27 protein-coding genes are annotated in these 23,478 nt (G+C 61.6%); 12 read left to right on the forward strand and 15 right to left on the reverse strand.

Annotation, left to right across the window (positions count from 1 at the left end; translation table 11 throughout):
- Positions 1–70 precede the first annotated feature (70 nt).
- The 4 genes from ACA073_RS23250 (at position 71) to ACA073_RS23265 (ending at position 5,227) form a co-directional block, all read left to right on the forward strand.
- The gene (locus ACA073_RS23250; protein WP_007894317.1) at positions 71–313 is read left to right on the forward strand and encodes an exodeoxyribonuclease VII small subunit; all 243 of its coding nucleotides are present in this window, start codon (positions 71–73) and stop codon (positions 311–313) included.
- Positions 310–1,197 (forward strand): (2E,6E)-farnesyl diphosphate synthase, encoded by an 888-nt coding sequence (gene ispA, locus ACA073_RS23255; RefSeq protein ID WP_497399801.1) that lies wholly within the window; start codon positions 310–312, stop codon positions 1,195–1,197. Before ACA073_RS23250 ends, ispA begins: the two co-directional genes overlap by 4 nt.
- Positions 1,198–1,288: 91 nt before the next feature.
- Complete coding sequence (dxs, locus tag ACA073_RS23260; RefSeq protein WP_497399803.1) at positions 1,289–3,187, forward strand: 1-deoxy-D-xylulose-5-phosphate synthase; 1,899 nt, start codon at positions 1,289–1,291, stop codon at positions 3,185–3,187.
- 156 nt (positions 3,188–3,343) lie between these two features.
- Positions 3,344–5,227 (forward strand): TonB-dependent receptor domain-containing protein, encoded by a 1,884-nt coding sequence (locus tag ACA073_RS23265; RefSeq protein ID WP_497399805.1) that lies wholly within the window; start codon positions 3,344–3,346, stop codon positions 5,225–5,227.
- Positions 5,228–5,347: 120 nt separating this feature from the next.
- On the opposite strand, the gene ACA073_RS23270 is transcribed toward ACA073_RS23265, so the two are convergent.
- The 12 genes from ACA073_RS23270 to nrdR all read right to left on the reverse strand — a co-directional run bounded on the left by ACA073_RS23270 (position 5,348) and on the right by nrdR (position 14,294).
- Positions 5,348–6,148, reverse strand: a complete 801-nt coding sequence (locus ACA073_RS23270; RefSeq protein WP_497399807.1) for a cobalamin-binding protein — start codon at positions 6,146–6,148, stop codon at positions 5,348–5,350.
- On the reverse strand, positions 6,148–6,567 hold the full coding sequence (locus ACA073_RS23275; protein ID WP_497399809.1) for an MFS transporter: 420 nt from the start codon (positions 6,565–6,567) through the stop codon (positions 6,148–6,150). Before ACA073_RS23275 ends, ACA073_RS23270 begins: the two co-directional genes overlap by 1 nt.
- A complete protein-coding gene (gene ribA / locus ACA073_RS23280) occupies positions 6,564–7,181 on the reverse strand; it encodes a GTP cyclohydrolase II (RefSeq protein WP_461953028.1) in 618 nt (205 codons plus the stop codon). The genes ACA073_RS23275 and ribA overlap by 4 nt, the downstream gene beginning before the upstream one ends.
- Positions 7,182–7,413: 232 nt before the next feature.
- On the reverse strand, positions 7,414–8,151 hold the full coding sequence (locus ACA073_RS23285; RefSeq protein ID WP_497399811.1) for a substrate-binding periplasmic protein: 738 nt from the start codon (positions 8,149–8,151) through the stop codon (positions 7,414–7,416).
- Positions 8,152–8,175: 24 nt separating this feature from the next.
- Complete coding sequence (locus ACA073_RS23290; RefSeq protein WP_131062001.1) at positions 8,176–8,679, reverse strand: phosphatidylglycerophosphatase A family protein; 504 nt, start codon at positions 8,677–8,679, stop codon at positions 8,176–8,178.
- Positions 8,676–9,641 carry a thiamine-phosphate kinase gene (gene thiL / locus ACA073_RS23295; protein WP_497399814.1) on the reverse strand — a complete coding sequence of 322 codons (966 nt, stop codon included), beginning with the start codon at positions 9,639–9,641 and terminating at the stop codon, positions 8,676–8,678. The genes ACA073_RS23290 and thiL overlap by 4 nt, the downstream gene beginning before the upstream one ends.
- 27 nt (positions 9,642–9,668) lie before the next feature.
- On the reverse strand, positions 9,669–10,169 hold the full coding sequence (gene nusB, locus ACA073_RS23300) for a transcription antitermination factor NusB (protein ID WP_462016729.1): 501 nt from the start codon (positions 10,167–10,169) through the stop codon (positions 9,669–9,671).
- Positions 10,166–10,642 carry a 6,7-dimethyl-8-ribityllumazine synthase gene (ribH, locus tag ACA073_RS23305; RefSeq protein ID WP_003228649.1) on the reverse strand — a complete coding sequence of 159 codons (477 nt, stop codon included), beginning with the start codon at positions 10,640–10,642 and terminating at the stop codon, positions 10,166–10,168. Before ribH ends, nusB begins: the two co-directional genes overlap by 4 nt.
- 240 nt (positions 10,643–10,882) lie before the next feature.
- Complete coding sequence (gene ribBA / locus ACA073_RS23310) at positions 10,883–11,974, reverse strand: bifunctional 3,4-dihydroxy-2-butanone-4-phosphate synthase/GTP cyclohydrolase II (RefSeq protein ID WP_497399816.1); 1,092 nt, start codon at positions 11,972–11,974, stop codon at positions 10,883–10,885.
- A gap of 16 nt (positions 11,975–11,990) precedes the next feature.
- On the reverse strand, positions 11,991–12,653 hold the full coding sequence (locus ACA073_RS23315) for a riboflavin synthase (protein WP_008033746.1): 663 nt from the start codon (positions 12,651–12,653) through the stop codon (positions 11,991–11,993).
- Positions 12,654–12,699: 46 nt separating this feature from the next.
- Positions 12,700–13,833 (reverse strand): bifunctional diaminohydroxyphosphoribosylaminopyrimidine deaminase/5-amino-6-(5-phosphoribosylamino)uracil reductase RibD, encoded by a 1,134-nt coding sequence (gene ribD / locus ACA073_RS23320; RefSeq protein ID WP_497399818.1) that lies wholly within the window; start codon positions 13,831–13,833, stop codon positions 12,700–12,702.
- Entirely contained in the window at positions 13,830–14,294 is a 465-nt protein-coding gene (nrdR, locus tag ACA073_RS23325) for a transcriptional regulator NrdR (protein ID WP_003228656.1), read from the reverse strand. Before nrdR ends, ribD begins: the two co-directional genes overlap by 4 nt.
- A gap of 128 nt (positions 14,295–14,422) precedes the next feature.
- Here nrdR and ACA073_RS23330 point away from each other — a divergent pair, with 128 nt between their 5' ends.
- From ACA073_RS23330 to trxA, 3 genes are all read left to right on the forward strand, one after another.
- Positions 14,423–14,887 (forward strand): YbaY family lipoprotein, encoded by a 465-nt coding sequence (locus tag ACA073_RS23330; RefSeq protein ID WP_497399820.1) that lies wholly within the window; start codon positions 14,423–14,425, stop codon positions 14,885–14,887.
- Positions 14,884–15,540, forward strand: a complete 657-nt coding sequence (locus ACA073_RS23335) for a class I SAM-dependent methyltransferase (protein ID WP_497399822.1) — start codon at positions 14,884–14,886, stop codon at positions 15,538–15,540. The genes ACA073_RS23330 and ACA073_RS23335 overlap by 4 nt, the downstream gene beginning before the upstream one ends.
- A gap of 197 nt (positions 15,541–15,737) precedes the next feature.
- Positions 15,738–16,610, forward strand: coding sequence for a thioredoxin (gene trxA / locus ACA073_RS23340; protein ID WP_497399824.1), 873 nt, complete (start codon positions 15,738–15,740; stop codon positions 16,608–16,610).
- A gap of 102 nt (positions 16,611–16,712) precedes the next feature.
- On the opposite strand, the gene ACA073_RS23345 is transcribed toward trxA, so the two are convergent.
- Positions 16,713–17,051, reverse strand: coding sequence for a hypothetical protein (locus tag ACA073_RS23345; RefSeq protein WP_497399826.1), 339 nt, complete (start codon positions 17,049–17,051; stop codon positions 16,713–16,715).
- Positions 17,052–17,185: 134 nt separating this feature from the next.
- Here ACA073_RS23345 and ACA073_RS23350 point away from each other — a divergent pair, with 134 nt between their 5' ends.
- The 5 genes from ACA073_RS23350 to ACA073_RS23370 all read left to right on the forward strand — a co-directional run bounded on the left by ACA073_RS23350 (position 17,186) and on the right by ACA073_RS23370 (position 21,349).
- Positions 17,186–17,758: a DUF2796 domain-containing protein gene (locus ACA073_RS23350; RefSeq protein ID WP_497399828.1), complete on the forward strand. Its 573-nt coding sequence runs from the start codon at positions 17,186–17,188 to the stop codon at positions 17,756–17,758.
- Positions 17,759–17,893: 135 nt separating this feature from the next.
- On the forward strand, positions 17,894–18,604 hold the full coding sequence (locus tag ACA073_RS23355) for an ABC transporter ATP-binding protein (protein WP_497399830.1): 711 nt from the start codon (positions 17,894–17,896) through the stop codon (positions 18,602–18,604).
- Position 18,605: 1 nt separating this feature from the next.
- Complete coding sequence (locus tag ACA073_RS23360) at positions 18,606–19,871, forward strand: ABC transporter permease (RefSeq protein ID WP_497399832.1); 1,266 nt, start codon at positions 18,606–18,608, stop codon at positions 19,869–19,871.
- A gap of 11 nt (positions 19,872–19,882) precedes the next feature.
- Positions 19,883–20,401, forward strand: coding sequence for a DUF3299 domain-containing protein (locus tag ACA073_RS23365; RefSeq protein WP_497399834.1), 519 nt, complete (start codon positions 19,883–19,885; stop codon positions 20,399–20,401).
- A 249-nt stretch (positions 20,402–20,650) separates the two neighbouring features.
- Positions 20,651–21,349, forward strand: coding sequence for an OmpW/AlkL family protein (locus tag ACA073_RS23370; protein WP_497399836.1), 699 nt, complete (start codon positions 20,651–20,653; stop codon positions 21,347–21,349).
- Positions 21,350–21,476: 127 nt separating this feature from the next.
- Here the strand turns inward: ACA073_RS23370 and pgnE are convergent, their stop codons facing one another.
- Together pgnE and ACA073_RS23380 are read right to left on the reverse strand one after the other, a co-directional pair.
- On the reverse strand, positions 21,477–22,409 hold the full coding sequence (gene pgnE, locus ACA073_RS23375; RefSeq protein WP_497399838.1) for a UDP-N-acetylglucosamine epimerase PgnE: 933 nt from the start codon (positions 22,407–22,409) through the stop codon (positions 21,477–21,479).
- Complete coding sequence (locus ACA073_RS23380; RefSeq protein WP_497399840.1) at positions 22,402–23,286, reverse strand: sugar nucleotide-binding protein; 885 nt, start codon at positions 23,284–23,286, stop codon at positions 22,402–22,404. Before ACA073_RS23380 ends, pgnE begins: the two co-directional genes overlap by 8 nt.
- Between the last annotated feature and the right edge of the window lie 192 nt (positions 23,287–23,478).

A 23,478-nucleotide genomic window follows, 5' to 3' on the forward strand; every position in this document is an offset into this window, starting at 1 on the left:
CGCTCATTTGCCCATAACCCCCATGTCTGCTAGTGTCGCGCCGGTTTAACGTCAACCGGAAATAGCCGCCATGGCCCGCAAAAAAGCTGCACTGGATTTCGAACAATCCCTCGCCGACCTGCAAACGCTGGTGGAGCGACTGGAGAACGGCGAATTGTCGCTGGAAGACTCGCTGACGGCTTTCGAGCAAGGCATCGGTCTGACCCGCGATTGCCAGGCAGCGCTAGCCCAGGCCGAGCAGAAGGTTCAAGTGCTGCTCGAGCGTGATGGCGAGCTGGCCGAGGAACCCTTTGACGCGGATCAGCCAGAATGATCGCAGCGTATTCGGCGACCAGCCAGGCCCGTGTCAATGCGGCACTGGAAACCTTGTTCAACGCGCCAAACCCTGAACTCGCGCGGCTGTACGAAGCCATGCGCTACAGCGTGATGAACGGCGGCAAACGCGTGCGCCCTCTTCTGGCTTACGCGGCGTGCGAAGCGCTGGGCGGCAAGGCTGAGCAAGCCAACGGTGCAGCCTGCGCGGTGGAGCTGATTCACGCTTATTCGCTGGTGCACGACGATCTGCCGGCCATGGACGACGACGATTTGCGTCGCGGCCAGCCGACCACCCACAAGAAATTCGATGAAGCCTGCGCGATCCTCGCCGGCGATGGCTTGCAGAGCTTGGCCTTCAGCGCCCTGCTCGACCCGCGCCTGAGCTCATCGGATGCAGAGATTCGCCTGCAAATGGTCAGCGCATTGGCGTTGGCGGCCGGCCCGGCGGGCATGGTCGGCGGCCAAGCCATCGACCTCGGCTCGGTTGGCTTGAAACTCGATCAAAAGGCCCTCGAAACCATGCACCGGCACAAGACCGGCGCGCTGATCGAGGTCAGCGTCAAACTCGGTGCCCTCGCCAGTGGCCGCGCTGAAAAGGACGAACTGAAGTCCTTGCAGACCTATGCACAGGCCATCGGCCTGGCGTTTCAGGTGCAGGACGACATTCTCGACGTCGAAAGTGACACCGAAACCCTCGGCAAACGCCAGGGCGCCGACATCGCCCGCGACAAGCCGACCTACCCGGCCCTGCTCGGCCTCGACGCGGCCAAGGCCTACGCGCTGGAACTGCGCGACCAGGCCCTGCACGCGCTGCGACCGTTTGACGCGGCCGCCGAGCCGTTGCGCGATCTGGCCCGTTATATCGTCGACCGCCGTAGCTGACGGCGTATCCGCCAAAAAAGACCAACGCGTGGGCAGGGGGCGATGCATCAGGTAAACTGCCGCATCTTTTATACCTATAACGATTCGCCTGATGCCCACGACGTTTCATGAGATTCCCCGCAAACGCCCGACCACGCCCCTGCTCGACCGTGCCAACACGCCGGACGGCCTGCGCCGGTTAGGCGAAGCCGAGCTGGAAACCCTGGCCGATGAGTTGCGCCTGGAATTGCTCTACACGGTCGGTCAGACCGGCGGGCATTTCGGTGCAGGCCTGGGCGTCATCGAGCTGACCATCGCGTTGCATTACGTCTTTGACACCCCGGACGACCGGCTGGTGTGGGACGTGGGTCATCAGGCCTATCCGCACAAAATCCTCACCGGCCGTCGCGAGCGCATGGGCACCCTGCGCCAGAAGGACGGCGTCGCCGCTTTCCCGCGTCGATCCGAGAGCGAGTACGACACCTTTGGCGTCGGCCACTCCAGCACCTCGATCAGCGCAGCGCTGGGCATGGCCATTGCCGCCCGCCTGCAGAACAGTGATCGCAAGGCCATTGCAGTGATCGGCGACGGCGCGTTGACCGCCGGTATGGCGTTCGAGGCGCTGAACCATGCGCCGGAAGTGAACGCCAACATGCTGGTGATCTTGAACGACAACGACATGTCGATCTCGCGCAACGTCGGTGGCTTGTCGAATTATCTGGCGAAAATCCTTTCCAGCCGCACCTACGCGAGCATGCGCGAAGGCAGCAAAAAGGTCCTGTCGCGCCTGCCCGGCGCCTGGGAAATCGCCCGTCGCACAGAAGAATACGCCAAAGGCATGCTGGTCCCCGGCACGCTGTTCGAAGAGTTGGGCTGGAACTACATCGGCCCGATCGATGGCCACGACCTGCCGACCCTGATCGCCACCCTGCGCAACATGCGCGATCTGAAAGGCCCGCAATTCCTGCACGTCGTCACCAAGAAAGGCAAAGGCTTCGCCCCGGCGGAAGTCGACCCGATCGGTTACCACGCGATCACCAAACTCGAACCCGTCGATGCACCGGCCGCTGCGCCGAAAAAGGCTGGCGGGCCGAAGTATTCCGGCGTGTTTGGCGAATGGCTGTGCGACATGGCCGCTTCTGATCCACGCCTTGTCGGTATTACTCCGGCAATGAAGGAAGGCTCCGACCTGGTGGCGTTCAGCGAGCGTTTCCCGCTGCGCTATTTCGACGTGGCGATTGCCGAGCAACATGCCGTGACCCTCGCGGCCGGTATGGCCTGCGAAGGCGCGAAACCTGTTGTGGCGATTTATTCGACGTTCCTGCAACGGGGTTACGACCAGCTTGTACATGACGTCGCGGTGCAAAACCTCGACGTATTGTTCGCCATCGACCGTGCCGGTCTGGTGGGCGAAGACGGCCCGACACACGCGGGCAGCTTCGATCTGTCGTTCCTGCGCTGCATCCCCGGCATGCTGGTGATGACTCCGAGCGACGAAAACGAACTGCGCAAAATGCTCACCACCGGCCATCTGTACAACGGCCCGGCGGCGGTGCGTTACCCGCGAGGCACTGGCCCGAACGCGACGATCGAGAAAGACCTGCAACCGATCGAAATCGGCAAAGGTGTGATTCGCCGTCAGGGCAGCAAAGTCGCCCTGTTGGTGTTCGGCGTGCAACTGGCCGAAGCGCTGAAAGTCGCCGAGACGCTGGATGCGACCGTGGTCGACATGCGGTTCGTCAAACCACTGGATGAAGACCTGGTTCGCGAGATTGCCGGCAGCCATGAGTTGCTGGTGACCATCGAAGAGAACGCGATCATGGGTGGTGCCGGTGGCGCCGTCAGCGAGTTCCTCGCTCGCGAAAACATCCTCAAGTCGATGCTGCACCTGGGCTTGCCGGACAGCTACGTCGAGCACGCCAAGCCTGCGCAAATGCTGGCCGAGTGCGGGTTGGATGAAGCAGGGATCGAAGCATCGGTTCGTCAGCGGCTGCAACTGCTCAATATTTAAGCGCATCACCCTGTGGGAGCGGGCTTGCTCGCGAATGCGGTGGATCAGTCGGCATCAATATTGACTGATCCACCGCATTCGCGAGCAAGCCCGCTCCCACATTGTTTTGTGCAACCTTTAAAAATGTGTTCGCTTTAAAGTGCCAACTAACTGCCCATGAAACTCTCACGATTCGCTTTGACGCTGACCCTTCTGCCGTCCGGCCTACTCCTGGCCGACACCTTCGAACGCGATCAGGCCCTGAAGCTGCCCGACGTGCTGATCAGCGCCAACCGCCAGGTCGAAGCGCGCAACGACAGCAGCGCCGCCAACACCGTGTTCACCCGCGACGACATCGACCGTCTGCAACCGAGCAGCGTCACTGACTTGCTGCGTCGAGTGCCGGGCGTGCAAGTCGGGCAAACCGGCGGGCGCGGTAGCCTACCGGGGATTTACATTCGCGGCACCAAGTCGGCGCAGAGCCTGGTGCTGGTGGACGGTCAACGCATCGGCAACTCGACTTCCGGCGACAGCGACCTGCAACACATCAACATCGAACAGGTCGAGCGCGTGGAAGTTCTGCGCGGCTCCCGCTCGGTGATTTATGGCAGCGATGCGATTGGCGGGGTGATCCAGATCTTCACCCGCCGTGGCGCCGAACAAGGCCTGCAACCGCGCCTGCACGCAGGCTTCGGCAGCAATCAGACCTGGGAGCGCAGCCTTGGCTTGTCTGGTGGCGATGAGCAAACCCGCTTCAACCTCGGCGCCAGCCTCGATGAAACCGCCGGGATCAATCGCACCCACGAGTCGTACCCGAGCGACGGCGATCACGATGAGTATCGCAACAAGTCGTTGAGTCTGAGCCTGAGCCACGCGCTCACCGATGACATCGAAATCGGCGCGAACCTGCTGGATAACCGGGGCAAAAGTGCATTCGACAACCCGTTCGGCCGCTTCGACACCACCACCTTCGAATCGGTCCAGCAGCAGCCTTACAACGAGTTCACGGTGAGCAGCCTCAGCAGTTACGTCGATGCGCGCGTCAACGACCTGTGGAAAACCCGGGTCGAATTCGGCCACAGCGAAAACCGCGAGCAGACCTCCGACAAGCTCAGCGATGAACGCGGTGTGTTCAACACTTACCGCGATTCGCTGAACTGGCAGAACGACCTGACGCTCGACGCGCGCAACAGCCTGATCCTTGGCGGCGACTGGTACGAAGACCGCATCAACAGCAGCACAGCGTTCGACGAGGACAGCCGCTGGAACCGCGCGGCGTTTGTTCAGCATCGCTATCAGGCGGACAGCTTTTCCACGGAACTGGGCCTGCGTCGCGACCAGAACCAACAGTTCGGCAGTCAGAACAGCTGGAGCGGCACGTTCACCCTGCCGTTGAACCCGGACAACGATGTGCTGCTGACCTACAGCGAAGGCTTTCGCGCGCCGACCTTCAACGACTTGTACTACCCGAAGTACAGCAATCCGGACCTGAAGCCTGAAACATCAAAAAGCTATGAGCTGCAATGGCGTAGTCAGCTGACCGATACCAGTCGCCTCGAAGCCTCGCTGTATCGCACCGACCTCAAAGACGCGATCATCTTCGGCAGCAACGACCGACCGCAGAACGTCGCTTCGGCGCGGATCAACGGATTTGAAGCGGCGTTGAAGCAGGAACTGTTCGGCTGGCAGAGCAATCTCGGCGTGGCGATCATCGACCCGCGGGATCGCGACAGTGGCCATACCCTGGCGCGTCGTTCACGGCGCACGTTGAGCCTGGATCTCGATCGGCAGTTCTATCGACTGGGTTTCGGCGCCAGTTGGCAAGCGGTGAGCAGCAGTTATGACGATGAGAACAATCAGCAGCCGTTAGGCGGGTATGCGCTGCTGGGATTGCGCAGTAGCTGGGCGTTGAATCGTGAGATCAAGCTTGGGTTGAAGGTCGATAACTTGCTGGACAAGGGTTACAGCCGGGCGTTGTACAGCCATGACGGCAGTCAGTTTGGGTATCGCGAGGAAGGTCGGGCGTGGATGTTCGGGGTGACCTGGACGCCGGGGTTCTGATCTGGAATTTGAAGTGTTCGGGTGGGCCTCTTCGCGAGCAAGCCCGCTCCCACAGGGGTTTTGTGCCGACCAAAGATCCAATGTGGGAGCGGGCTTGCTCGCGAAGCAGGCGCCTCGGTCTCAACGGTCAGGCGCAATCACCCGGCAAAGTTTGGCCGTCGCCTCGATCATCTGCCCACTCGGTCGTTCCAGCCCCTTGTCCGTCACCAACCGCAATTGCCCCTGCACCACGGCCGTCACCTGCGGCCAGGCCTTCCACGCATCCAGCTGCGCCTGATCGCTGGCCAGAATCACCTCGGGATTACGCTGCAACACCGCCTCCACACTGACCTGCGGCGCGGGCAGTGTCAGGTCGGCAAACACATTGCGCGCGCCGCACACTTCCAGCGCATCGCTGATGATCTGCCCGCCGCCGACGGTATACAGCGGACGATCCCAGACCTGGTAAAACACTCGCAACGGTTCGTCCCGTCGATAGCGCTGGCGCAGTGCATCGAGGCGCTGACGCAGATCGCTGGCCAATGAAACGCCACGCTCGGGCCGCCCGAGTTGCGCGGCGATCGCTTCGATTTGCGCGGTCAATTGTTCAAGGTTGTGAGGGTCGGCGACGTACGTGGGGATGTTCAAACGCTTGAGTTGTTCACGCTGCGCCGGTCCGACGCTGCCGGGCCAGAGCAGCAACAAATCAGGTTTCAGGCTGAGCAAGCGTTCCATGTCCAACTGACCGTAGCGGCCAACGGAAGGCAGGTCTTTGAGCTCAGCAGGACGATCGCCAGCATCGAGCACACCGACCAGCAAATCAGCCGAGCCCAGTTCAACCACGATTTCAGAGAGAGACGGCGCGAGGCTGACGACGCGCTCGACCGCAACAGCCGAGCCGCTGACGGCCAACAGCAAAACCGCCAGCCCGACGCGGCGCATCAGCCGAGTTGACGCGGGATACGGTAGAGGTAGAACAGCACCGTGGTCGACAGCGCCAGCAGCACCAGCGGCACCGCTTCAAGACCAACGAAGACGGCCAAAGCACCGATCCAGGCCGGCAAACCAGCGGCCAGAAACGCAGCACGGCGCTTGGCAGCCAGGACAATCCACGCGGCAGGCTCTTCAGGGGTATCGAGGGCTTTCTGGGTGGCGATCAGCGCGTGCTTGTAGCCACCGAAAAACTTCAGACTGACAAACATCGACGCCACGCCAGCAATGAACAACGGCATCGCCAACACCGGCAGGATCGCCTCGCTCTGGCCGAATATGCCGTTGATGACGAGCAGCGGCAGCAGGGCCAACGCCAGGTATTGCCACCAACTGACGGACAGTCGCCGCCGAACCTGACCGCGGGTCACGCCCGGTCTACCTCGCCCTGATGCTCGTTGCCCATCATGTGGTCGAGCTTGCTGGCCTTGGTGGCCAGGTAGAGTTTGTTGTGCGGATTGTGGCCGGTGTGCAGCGGCACGCGCTCGGCAACCACGATACCCATGTCGGTCAAGGCTTTGACCTTGCGCGGGTTGTTGGTCATCAGACGCAGGGATTTCACGCCCAGGTGCTCAAGCATCGGCAGGCACATGGCGTAGTCGCGCTGGTCGGCGGCGAAGCCCAGACGCTCGTTGGCTTCAACGGTATCGGCGCCGCCATCCTGCAATTCATAGGCGCGGATCTTGTTCAGCAGGCCAATGCCGCGGCCTTCCTGACGCAGGTACAGCAACACGCCACGGCCTTCTCGGGCGATGGCCTGCAACGCGGCTTCAAGTTGCGAGCCGCAGTCGCAACGCTGGCTGAACAAGGCATCGCCGGTCAGGCATTCGGAGTGCAACCGGCCGAGTACCGGGGCACCGTCGTCGAACTCACCCAGGCTCAGCACGACGTGTTCGCGCCCGCTTTCTTCATCCAGAAAGCCGTGCATGGTGAATTGCGCAAAAGGTGTTGGCAGCTTGGAAGCGGCGACAAAAACGACAGGCACCGGTGTGCTCCTGATCTATAGGTACTGGAGATTCGCAGACGCGGCATTGTAACAGCACGTTCCTACAGACGCTTAGGCTGAATTATGGGGCATAACGATCTAATAGTTTGATCTCTGGTTGGCCACCATCCCTGTGGGAGCGGGCTTGCTCGCGAAGACGGTCTGTCAGTCAATATCATCGTTGAATGTTAGACCGCCTTCGCGAGCAAGCCCGCTCCCACAGGGGTCGTGTTCAGTTCGGGTCGAACGGATAAGGCTGCTTCCAGCGCTCGAAGATCGGTTTCAGCTCACCGCTTTTCACCAGCACCTCCATTCGCTGGTCGAACAGCGCCATCAACTTCCGCGCCTTGGGCGTATTGGCAAAGCACAGGTACAGCGGCAGTTCTGCAATATGCGTGCGCCGGAACTGGGACGGATCCTTGGCCCGGCGGACCACGTAATCCACCTCGGTCAGCGCGTCGATGTAGTAGTCGGCACGGTTGTGGGTCAGCATCGACAGAATGCCGGTGCGCCGCATCACTTCGTTATAGCGACGCACGTTAGGCAGGTAATCCTGGAAGTCGTAACCCCGGACCCAGGCCAGCCGATAGTTGCCCAGCGTCTCCGGCGTCGGCGCCGGATTGCTGGCCAGCCCCAGGGCATAGATGTGATCGGTGTCGTAATTCCAGCGCGGATACAGCAGATCGCTGACTTCATCGTGATAGGCGCCGACACAGGCGTCCACTTCGCCACGCTGGGCCAGGCCGATGGAGCGAATGTAAGGTTCGGTCCGGATGTCCAGTTTGACGCCGGCCGGCTCGAAGACTTCACGCAGCACGTCCCAACCCAGGCCATGGCCATCGGCGGCGGTGTAGTCTTCCCAGTCTTCGCTGGCCAGATGAATCACCGATGGCGTTGTCACTGCCTCCCCCGCCTGGGCGAGCGAAGCAAATAGTGCGAACCCCATCACAGCCAACCAGCGTCGAGCCATCCTAGTCTCCCGCTCCGCCACTCATCAGGCGAAAATCCATACCAGCCCCTGCATTGCCAACCACGCGAACACCCCGGCCAATACGTCGTCGAGCATGATCCCGACACCGCCGTGCACATGCCGGTCGATCCAGTGAATCGGCCACGGCTTGAGAATGTCGAAGAAGCGGAACACCACAAAACCCGCGAGCAGCCAGTACCAGCCTTCCGGCACCAGCCACAGGGTGATCCACATCCCGACCATTTCGTCCCAGACGATGCCTTCGTGGTCGTGCACCCGCAAATCGTCGGCCACTTTGCCGCACAGCCAGAAGCCGAACAGCATGGTGATGCCCAGCATCAGCCAATAACCCCAGTCGGGCAGCATCTGCCACAACGGAATAAAGGGTAGCGCAACTAACGAACCCCAAGTGCCCGGCGCCTTTGGCAAGGTGCCCGAACCGAAGCCGAACGCCAGGAAATGCCAAGGATTGCGCCAGACCGACGGCGGTACGAATTCCGCCGGAACCTGTTTGGGATGATCTGTCACGGTGTCTCCCGAAAATGTTGATAGCCCCGTGTTTGCGGGGTGATGTCTTGTCCGTCAGCATCCAGCAACACGACGCCCTGCCCCGCCACCACACGCCCGACCACATGGATCGGCCAGCCATCTGCCACCATCTGCGGCAACTCGACGGACGGTAAGGTGAAGGCCAGCACGTAATCGTCTCCGCCGCTCAAGGCGGCGTTCTCGGCGCCCGCTTGACCGAGGAAGGCCACTAAAGCCTTCGACAGCGGCAACCGGTCCCGTTCAACTTGAATGCCGACCTTCGACGCGAGGGCGATGTGCCCGCAGTCGGCGAGCAGGCCGTCGGAGATGTCCAGCGCCGAAGTCGCCTTGCCGCGCAAGGCCTGACCCAATGCGAGTTGCGGTTGCGGCGACCAGTAATGCGCCAGCAGCGGATCGGCGATGGCGGCCTCGGCGGTTCGCTGACCAAGTACCAGCGGCAAGGCACCGGCGGCGTTGCCCAGCTCACCCCCGACACACAGCAGATCGCCTGGCTGCGCGCCGCTGCGGGTCAGCGCCAAACCGCTTGGCACACGCCCGAACACTGTCATGGTCACGCTCAATGGCCCACGGGTGGTATCGCCGCCCACCAGCGCCACGCCACAGTTCTGCGCCATGAGGCTCAATCCACGGGCATACGCTTGCAACCAATCGGCGGTCGCCGAAGGCAAGGTCAGGGCAAGGGTAAAGGCAACAGGAGTGGCGCCCATGGCAGCCAGGTCACTGACGGCCACGGCCAGCGAGCGCTGACCGAGCAGAAACGGGTCGCAAGGATCGGCGAAATGCACGCCGGCCACCAGCGTGTCGGTGGAGATCGCCAACTGTTCCCCGGGGGGAACAGCGAGCAAGGCGCAGTCATCGCCGATCCCGAGGGCAACGCCTTCGCCGCCCTGCGCACAAGGCGCGGCGGCGAAGAAATTGCGGATCAGCTCAAACTCGCCCATGGCTGAGACAAAGAGTTCAAGCGCCAATCAGCGCTTGAACGCCTTCACTTCAGCTTCACGCAAACGCGGGGCCAGCTTGTCGAGTACACCGTTGACGAATTTGTGGCCGTCGGTTGAACCGAAGACTTTCGCCAGCTCGATACCTTCGTTGATCACAACGCGGTATGGCACGTCGACGCGCTCAAGCAGTTCCCAGGTGGACAGGCGCAATACCGCCAGTTCAACCGGGTCCAGCTCTTCGATGGTCAGGTCCAGGCAAGGCTTGAGAGCGGCGTCGATCTTGTCCTTCTGCGCGGGAACCCCATGCAGGATTTCACGGAAGTAGGCGCCGTCGACATCGCTGAAATCGTTATCGACCCGAAACTGTGCTTCGATCTCGTTCAGCGATTGCTTGGCCATGTGCCACTGGTACAGCGCCTGAGTCGCGAGCTGACGGGCTTCGCGACGCTTGACGCTTTTCGATGGCTTGCCGGCATCCGCAGGCTTTGGATCGCGCGGGTTGAAACGATCGCTATCGTCGTTAATCACTTGGCCTCCAACTGCGCCAGCAGGCTGACCATTTCCAGAGCGGACAGGGCAGCTTCGGCACCTTTGTTACCGGCCTTGGTGCCGGAACGTTCGATGGCTTGCTCGATGGAGTCAACGGTCAGCACGCCGAAGGCAACCGGTACGCCGAATTCCATGGACACCTGGGCCAGACCCTTGGTGCATTCGCCCGCCACGTATTCGAAGTGCGGAGTACCGCCACGAATGACCGCGCCCAGGGCGATGATGGCTGCGAACTCGCCCTTCTGAGCGACTTTCTGCGCAACCAGCGGGATTTCGAAGGCGCCAGGCGCACGGATGATGGTGATGTCGCTTTCGCTCACGCCGTGGCGAACCAGGGCATCAACTGCACCGCTGACCAGGCTTTCAACGACGAAGCTGTTGAAACGGCCCACTACCAGAGCGTAGCGGCCTTTAGGGGCGATGAAGGTACCTTCGATGGTCTTCAGGGTCATTCGTTAATTCTCTTAAAGAGCCGGGACGCGTCTTCTACGCATCCCTCAGTGATATTTGAACCGCGAATACAGCACCGGAAATTCCGCAACGACGTTCACTTCTGTGGCGAGGGAGCTTGCTCCCGCTTGGGTGCGCAGCGCCCACAAGAGGGGCCGCTACGCAGCCCAGCGGGAGCAAGCTCCCTCGCCACAGTAAATCAAACAAGCCTTAAGTGAACAACGATGCCAAACCCCGGGTCATTATTCGGAGGGCACGTATTCTACAACTTCCAGATCGAAACCGGATATCGCATTAAATTTCATTGGCGCAGACATCAGGCGCATTTTGCGCACGCCCAGGTCCCGAAGGATCTGCGAACCCGCCCCGACAATGCTGTAGGTGGTCGGTTTTTTCGCCGGTGCGTGATCGGCGGTTTCGCGGATGTGCGCCAGCAACACGTCGCCATCGAGCGGGTGACCGAGCAACAGCACCACGCCGCTGCCGGCCTCGGCAACCGCGGCCATGGCGGCACGCAGGCTCCAGCGGCCCGGCTGCTTGACCATCAACAGGTCACGTAGCGGGTCCATGTTGTGCACGCGAACCAGTGTCGGTTCTTCGGCGCACACGGTGCCCAGGGTCAGGGCCATGTGCACGTCGCCTTCCACGGAATCACGATAGGTCACCAGGTTGAATTGGCCCAGTTCGCTGTCCAGAGGCTGCTCGGCAATCCGCTGAACGGTACGTTCGTGGATCATCCGGTAGTGAATCAGGTCGGCGATGGTGCCGATCTTGATGTTGTGCTCAGCGGCGAAGGCTTCCAGTTCGGCGCGACGGGACATGGTGCCGTCGTCGTTCATCACTTCGCAGATCACGCCGCTCGGCTCGAAACCGGCCATGCGCGCGAGGTCGCAGGCGGCTTCAGTGTGGCCAGCGCGAGCCAGAGTGCCACCGGCCTGGGCCATCAGCGGGAAGATGTGGCCCGGGCTGACGATGTCTTCAGCCTTGGCGTCTTTCGCGGCAGCGGCCTGCACGGTGCGTGCGCGGTCGGCGGCAGAGATACCGGTGGTCACGCCGGTGGCGGCTTCGATGGACACGGTGAACTTGGTGCCGAAACCGGAACCGTTGCGCGGTGCCATCAGCGGCAGCTTCAGCAGTTCGCAGCGCTCGCGGCTCATCGGCATGCAGATCAAGCCACGGGCGTGCTTGGCCATGAAGTTGATGTGTTCGGCCTGGCAGCACTCGGCGGCCATGATCAGGTCGCCTTCGTTCTCGCGGTCTTCGTCATCCATGAGGATGACCATCTTGCCTTGGCGGATGTCTTCAACCAGTTCTTCGATGCTATTGAGCGCCACAAGGCACCCCCTTGGGTCAGGATTTGAGGTAGCCGTTGGCGGCCAGAAAGCTTTCAGTGATGTTACTGGAGGTTGGCTCTGCGGCTTTGTCGCCCAACAGCAGGCGCTCCAGATAACGGGCAAGCAAGTCGACTTCCAGATTCACCCGGCGACCTGGCTGGTACGACGCCATGATGGTTTCGCTCAGGGTGTGCGGAATGATCGTCAGCAGGAACTCGGCGCCATCGACCGCGTTCACGGTCAGGCTGGTGCCGTCGACGGTGATCGAGCCTTTGTGGGCGATGTACTTGGCCAGTTCTTTCGGCGCGCGAATGCGGAATTCCACGGCGCGCGCGTTCTCGGTGCGGGCAACCACTTCGCCCACGCCATCGACGTGGCCGCTGACCAGATGCCCGCCGAGGCGAGTGGTCGGGGTCAGGGCTTTTTCCAGGTTGACCGGGCTGCCGCTTTTCAAGTCGTTCATGGCGGTGCAGTCGAGGGTTTCGCGACTGACGTCCGCGGCAAAACCATTGCCTGGCAACTCAACAGCCGTCAGGCACACGCCGTTGACCGCGATGCTGTCGCCCAGTTTGACGTCGCTCAAATCGAGCTTGCCGGTTTCTACGTGTACCCGCACATCTCCGCCTTTTGGGGTCAATGCACGAATACTGCCGATGGATTCGATGATGCCGGTAAACATGGAGTCCTCCTCGAGAACAGGGTCGTCGCTTGGCGCAGGCCGGGAATTATACGCTCGCCGTCGGTGCAGGAACGGCGATGATTCGCCAGTCATCGCCAACCGCGCGAATTTCGGTGATTTTGAGCTCGGGCGCGTCTTTCATCTGCGCCAGCGGCCAGTCCAGTAATGGTCGGGCCGAAGAGCCGAGGAACTTGCCGGCGATGAAAATCTGGAATTCATCCACCAGGCCCTGCTGGGCAAAGGCCCCCGCCAAACGTGGACCCGCCTCGACCAGCACTTCATTGACCCCGCGATGGGCCAGTTCGACCAGCAACTTGCGCAGGTCAACCAAACCATCGTCGCCGGCCACGATCAGGCATTCCGGGCCGTTGGCGTATTGCTCTTCGATCGCCATGCAGGTGGCGACCAGCGCCGGGCCGGCCTTGAAGAACGGCGCGTCCAGCGGCACGCGCAAACGGCCATCGATCAATACGCGCAGCGGCGGACGGCTCATCGCCAAAGCGGTTTGCTCGGCGTCCAACCCCAACTCATCGGCACGCACGGTCAAACGGGCGTTGTCCGCCAGCACCGTGTCGGCGCCGGTCAGCACCACGCTGGCCTGGGCGCGCAGGCGTTGCACCGCCGAACGCGCGGCCGGGCCGGTGATCCATTGGCTTTCTCCGCTTTCCATCGCGGTGCGACCGTCGAGGCTCATGGCCAACTTGACCCGCACGAACGGTAAACCGTGTTCCATGCGTTTAAGGAAGCCTTGATTGAGCTTGCGCGCCTCGCCTTCCAGCACACCGCTTTCGATAGCGATGCCGGCCTGGGCCAGACGCTGCATGCCGCGACCGGCCACCGACGGGTTCGGGTCCTGCATCGCCGCGACTACCCGAGCGACGCCGGCGTTCACCAGCGCATCGGCACAGGGCGGCGTGCGGCCGTGGTGGCTGCACGGTTCGAGGGTCACGTAAGCGGTGGCGCCACGGGCCTTGTCGCCGGCGGCGCGCAGGGCGTGGACTTCGGCGTGGGGTTCGCCGGTGCGCACATGCCAGCCTTCGCCGACAATCTGCCCGTCACGCACGATCACACAGCCAACACGCGGGTTGGGGTGTGTCGTGTAATGACCTTTGCGCGCCAGTTCCAGCGCGCGGGCCATGTAATGGGCGTCGAGGATGGCAAGTTCTGGGGAGGTGGTCATTCTTTCACCGGCTCACGGGCCAGGCGATCGATCTCTTCGCGGAACTCGTTGAGGTCCTGGAAGCGCCGATACACCGAAGCGAAGCGAATGTAGGCGACTTCGTCGAGCTTTTGCAGCTCGGCCATCACCAGCTCACCGACCACGAGGGACTTGACCTCGCGTTCGCCGGTGGCGCGCAGTTTGTGTTTGATGTGCACCAGCGACGATTCGAGGCGCTCGACACTCACCGGGCGCTTCTCCAGCGCACGCTGCATGCCGGCGCGGAGTTTTTCTTCGTCGAACGGCTGGCGGCTGCCGTCGGTTTTGATCAGGCGCGGCAACACCAGTTCAGCGGTTTCGAACGTCGTGAAACGCTCGCCGCAGGCCAGGCATTCGCGCCGGCGGCGCACCTGTTCGCCCTCGGCGACCAGACGTGAGTCGATGACCTTGGTGTCGTTGGCACCGCAGAATGGACAGTGCATGGTGGCAGGCAACAAAAAAAGGGAGGGCCATGGTAGCGCATCCCGGTGGCAAGACAAGCCATAGGGTTTGCGGTATACAGACTGGTTATATAGAACGATCCATGGATTTCACCTTGCTGGAGCCGCTAATGTCACTCAGACCGCTCGTATTGCTCAGTCTTTTCAGCCTGTTGGTGGCCTGCAGCAGCGATGCACCCAAGCCCCAGCCGCCGACACCAGGGCCTGCCCCACAGGCTGCGCAGAAGAAAGCCAAAGAGTCCGCCAACCTCGGCCCGCTGCCGGCTTATCAACGTGAACTGAGCGGCACCCTGCAAGGCGTGCCGGCTGGTGCCGAAGTCGAACTGGCCCTGCTGGTGATCGACGACAAGGATCGCCCACAGCAATTGCTCGCCAGTTCCAGCCTGATTGGCACCAATCAAGTGTTGCCGTTTCATCTGCGTTTCAACCCGGAATCTTTCCCGGCCGGCGCCCGCGTGGAACTGCGGGGCCGTGCCAGCCAGTCCGGCCAGCTGATTTTGCACCTGCCATCACAGACCATCACGCAGCCAACCACGCAGGTATTGGGTCAGCTGCAATTCGTCAAAGCGCCATGATTGCACCGCTCGACTTGCAACAGGCGTTGGGTGAATTGCTCGGTGATGCGCAGCTTGTCCCTGTCGCATTGCCCGATACCGAGGTGAAACTCTGGCTGATCGACGGCGACAACATGGATCGCGCGTTCAGCCCGGAAGAAACGCGACGGATTCTGCATGAGCCGCCGTACTGGAGCTTTTGCTGGGCCAGCGGGCTGGCAGTGGCCCGTTATCTCGCCGAATTCCCTGAGTGGGTCAAGGGCAAACGGGTGCTGGATTTCGGCGCCGGTTCCGGGGTGGCGGGAATTGCCGCCGTGAAAGCCGGGGCGCTGGAAGTGGTGGCCTGCGACCTGGATCCACTGGCGATTGCCGCGTGTCGGGCGAATGCTGAACTCAATGAAGTGGAACTGAGCTACTCGACGGACTTTTTCGCGGAGGCGGATCGGTTTGATCTGATTCTGGTGGCCGACGTGTTGTATGACCGGGCGAATCTGCCGTTGCTCGATGAGTTTTTGAGTCGTGGCCGGGAGGCGCTGGTGGCCGATTCGCGGGTGCGGGATTTTCGTCATCCGTTGTATCAGCGGATTGAAATGCTGGAAGCGATGACTTTGCCGGATCTGGCTGAGCCGGAAGAGTTTCGGCATGTGAGCCTGTATCACGCGCGGCGTGGCTAAAAGCTTCGCGAGCAAGCCCGCTCCCACATTTGATCGATGTCGCTCACAACATCCGGACACCCACAAATCTACTGTGGGAGCGGGCTTGCTCGCGAAGGCGTCCTGTCAGGCAACACACCTCTCAACGGCCACCCCGCTTTCAGCCACACCCCACCAAGCCGTATAGTTGCCCCATTCACGCTTCCAAGAGATCCCCCATGAGTCAGGAAACGCCGTACATCTTCGACGCCACGACTGCCGATTTCGACCAGTCGGTGATCGAGAACTCTTTCCACAAACCGGTGCTGGTGGATTTCTGGGCCGAATGGTGTGCGCCCTGCAAAGTGCTGATGCCGATGCTGCAGACCATTGCCGAGAGCTATCAGGGCGAGTTGCTGCTGGCCAAGGTCAACTGCGATCTCGAACAGGACATCGTTGCCCGCTTCGGCATTCGCAGCCTGCCGACCGTGGTGTTGTTCAAGGATGGCCAGCCGGTGGACGGTTTTGCCGGTGCACAACCGGAATCAGCCGTGCGGACGATGCTGGAGCCTCATGTGCAAATGCCGCCACCGGCGGCGGCTGATCCGTTCGAACAGGCTCAGGCGCTGTTCGACGAGAGTCGTTTTGCTGACGCCGAAGCCGTTCTCACTATGCTGCTGGGCGAAGACAACACCAACGCCAAGGCGCTGATTCTTTATGCCCGTTGCCTGACTGAGCGCGGCGAGTTGGGTGAAGCGCAAACCGTGCTCGACGCGGTGAAAAGCGACGAACACAAGGCTGCATTGGCCGGTGCAAAGGCGCAGATCCAGTTTCTCGGTCAGGCCAAAGACCTGCCGGATGCCGCAGACCTGAAGGCGCGTCTGGCGAAGAATCCGCAGGACGATGAAGCGGTGTATCAACTGGCGATCCAGCAACTGGCCCGTCAGCAGTACGACGCGGCGCTGGATGCGTTGCTCAAGTTGTTCATCCGCAACCGCAGTTACAGCGAAGGCTTGCCGCACAAGACGTTGCTGCAAGTGTTCGAACTGCTGGGCAATGATCATCCGCTCGTGACCACGTATCGCCGCAAACTGTTCGCCGCGCTGTATTAAACAGCCCTTGTAGGAGCGAGCTTGCTCGCGATGGGCGTCAACGAAGACGAGGGCCGCCTATATGACCGCGGTGCCCTGACGCCTTCGCGAGCAAGCTCGCTCCTACAACCAGCGGTACAGCGGCGTATCTCCGCCGCTCTCGACCTTCACATCTGCGCTATGTCGCAGCCGCACCAACAGGCGCTTGCCCGACGCCGCGCTGCCGGTCAATCCTTCCAGCTGCTCCAGTAAATCCGGCCCGCTCAATTGCCCGGCCTTGCGCAGCAAATCCTTTGCGATCTGCCACTGCGCATCGTCCTGATTCACCGGTTTCGCCGGCGCCGCACTGGCTTCGGGCTTGACCACCTGCAACTGCGCGCCGAGCCGCGCCCAGTCACCTTCGTCCATCTCCAGAGTCAAATCCACCGGCCAGTCGCCGATGCTTCCGCGTATCCGCAACATAAGTCTGCTCCTGCACATTTCTGACCCACATGCTCCCATGGGACTTGTGCAACGCCAAGCGGACGGTCAAACTCTCGGCACTTACGTTATAAGATTACATAACAATTTATTCACTTTACTTACGGAGACCCGCCATGCGCCGTTTGCTTCTCGCTTTACCGTTTGCCCTGTTGCCGCTGGTTGTCGCCCACGCCGCTGAAGAACATGACCATGAGCACGGCAGCCTTGGCGCTCACGAACATGGCGTCGGTCGCCTGAACGCGGCGCTGGACGGTCAGACCCTGGAGCTGGAGCTGGAAAGCCCCGCGATGAACCTGGTGGGTTTCGAACACGCCGCCACGACCGACGCCGACAAAGCCAAAGTCGCTGCCGTCCGTGCACAGCTGGAAAAACCGCTGGCCCTGTTCAACCTGCCGAAAGCCTCTGGTTGTGTGGTGGCGGCCCAGGAACTGGAAAGCCCGCTGTTTGGTGACAAACCGGATGACGATCACGACGACGATGCCAAAGACGAACATCACCACGATCACAGCGAAATCCACGCTCACTACCAACTGACCTGCGCGGCCCCGGGGGCACTGAAAACCCTGGACCTGGCGAATATCTTCATCACCTTCCCGGCGACCCAGAAAATTCAGGTACAACTGATCAGCCCGAGCGGGCAGCAAGGGGTCGAAGTGACGGCCAAGGCTGCCGCCCTGAAATTCTGACCCACCACAAAACCACTGTGGGAGCGGGCTTGCTCGCGAAGGGGCCGTCACATTCAACAGAGATGTTGCCTGACACACCGCTTTCGCGAGCAAGCCCGCTCCCACAGGGTTCACCTATCACCTGACCGGTTTCACATGACCCAAGCACTCATCGAACTGTCCGACCTGGGCTTCAGCTGGCCCGGTCACCCACCGCTGCTGGACATCCCGGCGTTTCGTCTGGAGCCGGGTGAAACCCTGTTCCTCAAAGGCCCGAGCGGCAGCGGCAAGACCACCCTGCTCGGCCTGCTCGGTGGCGTGCAGAAGCCCGATCGCGGCAGCATTCGCCTGCTCGGCCAGGAACTGACCGAACTCGGTGCCGGCGCGCGTGATCGTTTCCGGGTCGATCACACCGGTTACATCTTCCAGCAGTTCAACCTGCTGCCGTTTCTCTCGGTACGCGAGAACGTCGAGTTGCCCTGTCACTTCTCCAGACTGCGTGCCGAAAGGGCGATCCAGCGCCACGGCAGCGTCGATCAAGCCGCCGCCACCCTCCTCGCTCACTTGGGCCTGAAGGATGAAAGCATCCTAAGCCGCCGCGCCGATTCACTGTCCATCGGCCAGCAACAACGCGTTGCTGCCGCGCGCGCCTTGATCGGTCAGCCGGAACTGGTCATCGCCGACGAACCGACTTCCGCGCTGGATTACGACGCTCGCGAAAACTTCATTCGCCTGCTGTTCGCCGAATGCCGCGAAGCCGGGTCGAGCCTGTTGTTTGTCAGCCACGACCAAAGCCTCGCGCCACTGTTCGATCGCCACCTGTCGCTGGCCGATCTCAATCGCGCCGCCACCCCGTCCGAGGTCTGAGATGTATTTGTTTCGTCTAGCCATGGCCAGCCTGGCTAACCGCCGCTTCACCGCGATCCTCACCGCGTTCGCCATCGCCCTGTCGGTCTGTCTGCTGTTGGCCGTGGAACGGGTGCGCACCGAAGCCAAGGCCAGTTTCGCCAGCACGATCAGCGGCACCGACCTGATCGTCGGCGCCCGCTCCGGTTCGGTGAACCTGCTGCTGTACTCGGTGTTCCGCATCGGCAACGCCACCAACAACATTCGCTGGGACAGTTTCGAACACTTCGCCAACAACCCGAAAGTGAAGTGGGCGATCCCGATGTCCCTCGGCGATTCCCATCGCGGCTATCGGGTGATGGGCACCACCCAGGCGTACTTCGAGCACTACCAGTACGGCCATCAACAACACCTGGAATTGGCCGATGGCCGCGCCTTCGCTACCGATCCATTTGAAGTGGTGCTCGGCGCCGAAGTGGCCGATGCCCTGCACTACAAACTCGGCGACAAACTGGTGCTGGCCCACGGCGTGGCGGCGATCAGCCTGGTCAAACACGACGACAAACCGTTCACCGTGGTCGGCATTCTGAAACGCACCGGCACCCCGGTGGACCGCACGTTGCACATCAGCCTCGGCGGCATGGAAGCGATTCACATCGACTGGCACAACGGCGTGCCCGCCCAGGGCAAAGGCCGGATCAGTGCCGATCAGGCGCGCAACATGGACCTGACGCCGCAAGCGATCACCGCGTTCATGCTCGGCCTCAACAGCAAGATTTCGACTTTTGCCATGCAGCGCGAAATCAACGAATTCCGCGGCGAACCGATGCAGGCGATCCTGCCGGGTGTGGCGCTGCAAGAGTTGTGGAGTTTGATGAGTACGGCGGAAAAAGCCTTGTTCGTGGTCTCGCTGTTCGTGGTACTGACCGGGTTGATCGGCATGCTCACGGCGATTCTCACCAGCCTGAATGAACGTCGGCGCGAGATGGCGATTCTGCGTTCGGTGGGCGCTCGTCCGTGGCACATCGCAACCTTGCTGGTGCTGGAAGCATTTGCCCTGGCGCTGTCCGGCGTAATCGCCGGCGTGGCGCTGCTTTACGTGTGCATCGCCGCTGCTCAGGGTTATGTGCAAGCCAATTACGGTTTGTATCTGCCGCTGGCCTGGCCCAGTGAATATGAATGGACGCTGCTCGGTGGCATCCTGATCGCCGCGCTGCTGATGGGCAGCGTGCCGGCCTGGCGCGCGTATCGCCAATCCCTGGCCGATGGCCTGTCGATCCGACTATGAGGACGTTAACGATGCCCCGCGCTCTGCTTGCGCTGTTGATGCTGGTTGCCCTGCCGCTGTGGGCGGCCGAGCCGAAAGAGCTGACCTGGTCGGAAATGATCCCACCGAACGCCATGCCGGAGGTGCCGAACATGACGCCCTTGCATGACTTGTCGCAGATGGGCAACGCGCTGTCTGCGGAATCGGCGCCAGCGGCCAAGCAAGACATGCCCAATGCCCCGGTGGTGAAGAGCCTCGACGGCAAGAACATTCGCCTGCCGGGCTACATCGTGCCGCTGGAGGTGAGTGAAGAAGGCCGCACCACGGAGTTTCTGCTGGTGCCATATTTCGGCGCCTGCATCCATGTACCGCCACCGCCGTCGAACCAGATCGTGCATGTGAAAAGCGAAGTCGGCGTGAAGCTGGACGAGCTGTATCAGCCGTACTGGATAGAGGGGGCGTTGCAGGTCAAGGCGTCGACCAGCGAGTTGGCGGATGCGGGGTATCAGATGGAGGCGGACAAGATTTATGTGTATGAACTGCCGGAGTGAGTCCTGGCAGTCATGTGGTGTTTGATAGATAGCCTTCGCGAGCAAGCCCGCTCCCACAGAGATCTTCTGTGAATGCAACATTTGTGAACAACGGAGAACAATGTGGGAGCGGGCTTGCTCGCGAAGGGGCCGGCAGAGGTTCCGCAAAAACCCGGGCCATCACCGTTTCATTGAGCTGAATCAAAAGACCGGATCAGGCGGCTCCGTACCATTGGACATCGAACATTTTCAACGTCCTTTGGAGCCCCCATGCACAAGTCCATGCTCAGCGCTTCGCTGTTTGCCCTCGCGCTCGCAGCCCCGCTCGCCTACGCCCACGAAGCCGGCGACATCCTCGTTCGTGCCGGCGCAATCACCGTCAACCCGAAAGCCGACAGCTCCAGCGTCAAGGTCGATCAAGGCCCGCTGAAAGGCACTGATCTGGGTGGCAAGGCCACCATGAGCAGCGACACGCAACTGGGCCTGAACTTTGCCTACATGCTCAACAGCCACTGGGGCATCGAGCTCCTGGCAGCGACGCCATTCGAGCACGACGTGAAGCTCAAAGGCACCGCCCTGGGCGCGGCCAACGGCAAACTCGGCACCCTGAAACACCTGCCGCCAACCCTGAGCGTCGTGTATTACCCACTGGATGCGAAATCCGCGTTCCAGCCGTATGTCGGCGCCGGTATCAACTACACCTGGATCTACGACGAGCACGTCAGCAGCGATGCCCAGACCAACGGCTTCAGCAACTTCAAGGCCGATAACTCGTGGGGCATGGCGTTCCAGGTCGGTGCCGACTACATGTTCACCGACAACATCATGCTCAACGCCCAAGTGCGCTATATCGATATCGATACCACCGCGACCGTTGAGAACAACGCCGTAGCACCGGGCACTCGGGCCAAGGTCGATGTGGATGTTGATCCGTTCATCTACATGGTGGGTCTGGGTTACAAGTTCTAAATCGTTCACGTGGTGGGAACGACCGTAAACCCTGTAGGAGCGAGCTTGCTCGCGATGGACATTAACGATAACGCGTATTTTCTGAATAAACGCGTTGCTGTTGAGTCCATCGCGAGCAAGCTCGCTCCTACAGAACTTCCAACAACCGTGCCAGGCCGACACTCATCGGCGTCTGCTGTGGAGGCGTAAAGCGCTCCAGCAACCGCTGGTTGTTCGCCCGCGAATGGCGGATATCACCGGAACGTGCCGGGCCGTAGCTCACGGGCGGCAGCTCACCGACCACCACTTTCAGCGCTTCAAGCATTTGCTTGAGACTGGTGGCCTGGTTCCAGCCGACATTGACCGCGCCTGCATCAACCTGCGGTTTTTCGATGGCTTGCACCAGCACCTCGACCAGGTCCTCGACGTACACAAAATCCCGCGTCTGCTCGCCGTCGCCAAACACCATGATCGGCAGGCCCTTCTGCGCGCGCTCGCTGAAAATGCTGATCACCCCGGAGTACGGCGAGGACGGATCCTGGCGTGGGCCAAAAATGTTGAAGAAGCGGAAAATCACCGGTTCCAGCCCATGCTGGCGACGGTAGAAATCGAAGTAATGTTCGCTGGCCAGCTTGTCCGACGCGTACGGTGTCAACGGCGCCTTGGGCGTGTCTTCGTTGATCGACTCGCCTTCGCCATTGTTGCCGTAAACCGCCGCGCTGGACGCAAACAGCACACGCTTGACGCCCGTCTCGCGCATGGCTTCGCAGACATTCAGCGAGCCAATGAAATTGCTCTGGTGCGTCTTCACCGGCTCATCCACCGAGGCCTGCACCGAAGCCACCGCCGCCAGATGCGCGACTGCACTGCAACCGGCCATCGCCTTGGCGACCAGTGCCGCATCGGCAACGTCGCCGACAATCAGCTCAACGCCAGGGTTATCCAGCGGCAGGTTGCTGCGCTTGCCGGTGGAGAGGTCATCGAGAATCCGCACCGAGTGACCCTTGGCAAGCAAGGCGTCGGTCAGGTGCGAGCCGATGAAACCGGCGCCGCCGGTGATTAAAACAGGGCCGTCAGCCATGGCGATAGAACCTTTCCAGCAAGGCCGGGAGTGCCGCACGCCAGGCGCGGGGCTTGATCCCGAAGGTGTGGAGGATTTTCTTGCAGGCCAGCACCGCGTGTTGCGGCTCTTCAGCAGCGTCCGGTCGCGCGGCGTGAGCCTGGGCGGTCGGCGCTTCGATGGCCAGCGGATGCAGCGCGCGGGCTTCGGCGAGAATCGCCTGCCCCAGCGCCAGCGGCGTAGTCGCCTCGTGCCCGGCGTAATGGTAGGTGCCCCACAGCGGCGCCGCGCAATCGAGTTGCTTGAGCACGGAAATGATCACCCGAGCCGCATCGTCCACCGGTGTCGGATTGCCCCGACGGTCGTCGGCCATCAACAGTTCTTCCGGTTTTTCGGCGCGGGACAGGAAACGCCCGAGGGTGCCGTCAGGACTGTCATCGAGCAGCCAGCCGAACCGCAGCAACACGTGTTGCGGGCAGGTCGCGCGAACGCTTTGCTCGATCCGCCACAAGGCCTGACCGCGCAGGCCCAAAGGCACCGGCTCGTCTTTTTCGCTGTAGGCCGTCGCCCGGGAGCCGTCGAACACGCGATAGCTCGAGGGTTGCAGCAGCACGATGTTGTGGTGCTGGCACAACTCGGCCAGACGCTCGACCGCGCGCTCCTGCCCGGCCAGACGTTGATCGCTGACCGTCTCCGCCTGGAACCAGTCGAAGTAGTAGGCGAGGTTGATCAACGCGTCCGGGCGGGTGTCGTCGAGCAGTTGCGTCAGGCTCGCGGCATCCCAGCCGTCTTGCGGTGGGCGGGGGGCGAGGAAACCGATGTCTTCCTCCGCACCGAGGCGAATCAGCGCCTGCCCAAGGGCATTTCCGCCGCCCAGTAACATAAGGCGCATTCGCATAGAGTCAGCAGGCCCAGTCTGATTGAAACAATGGCTTTATCGACACCGCTCGCGGGCGATGCCGTCGATAGATGCAGGAATCGTTGCATTTTGCGGGTTTAGTGCGCAACCGTCATCCGTAAAGTGTAGATACCTTGGATGTGCGCTGCCTGTGCCGGCCTCTTCGCGAGCAAGCCCGCTCCCACATTTGAT

The organism is Pseudomonas sp. LBUM1670, from assembly GCF_059695695.1.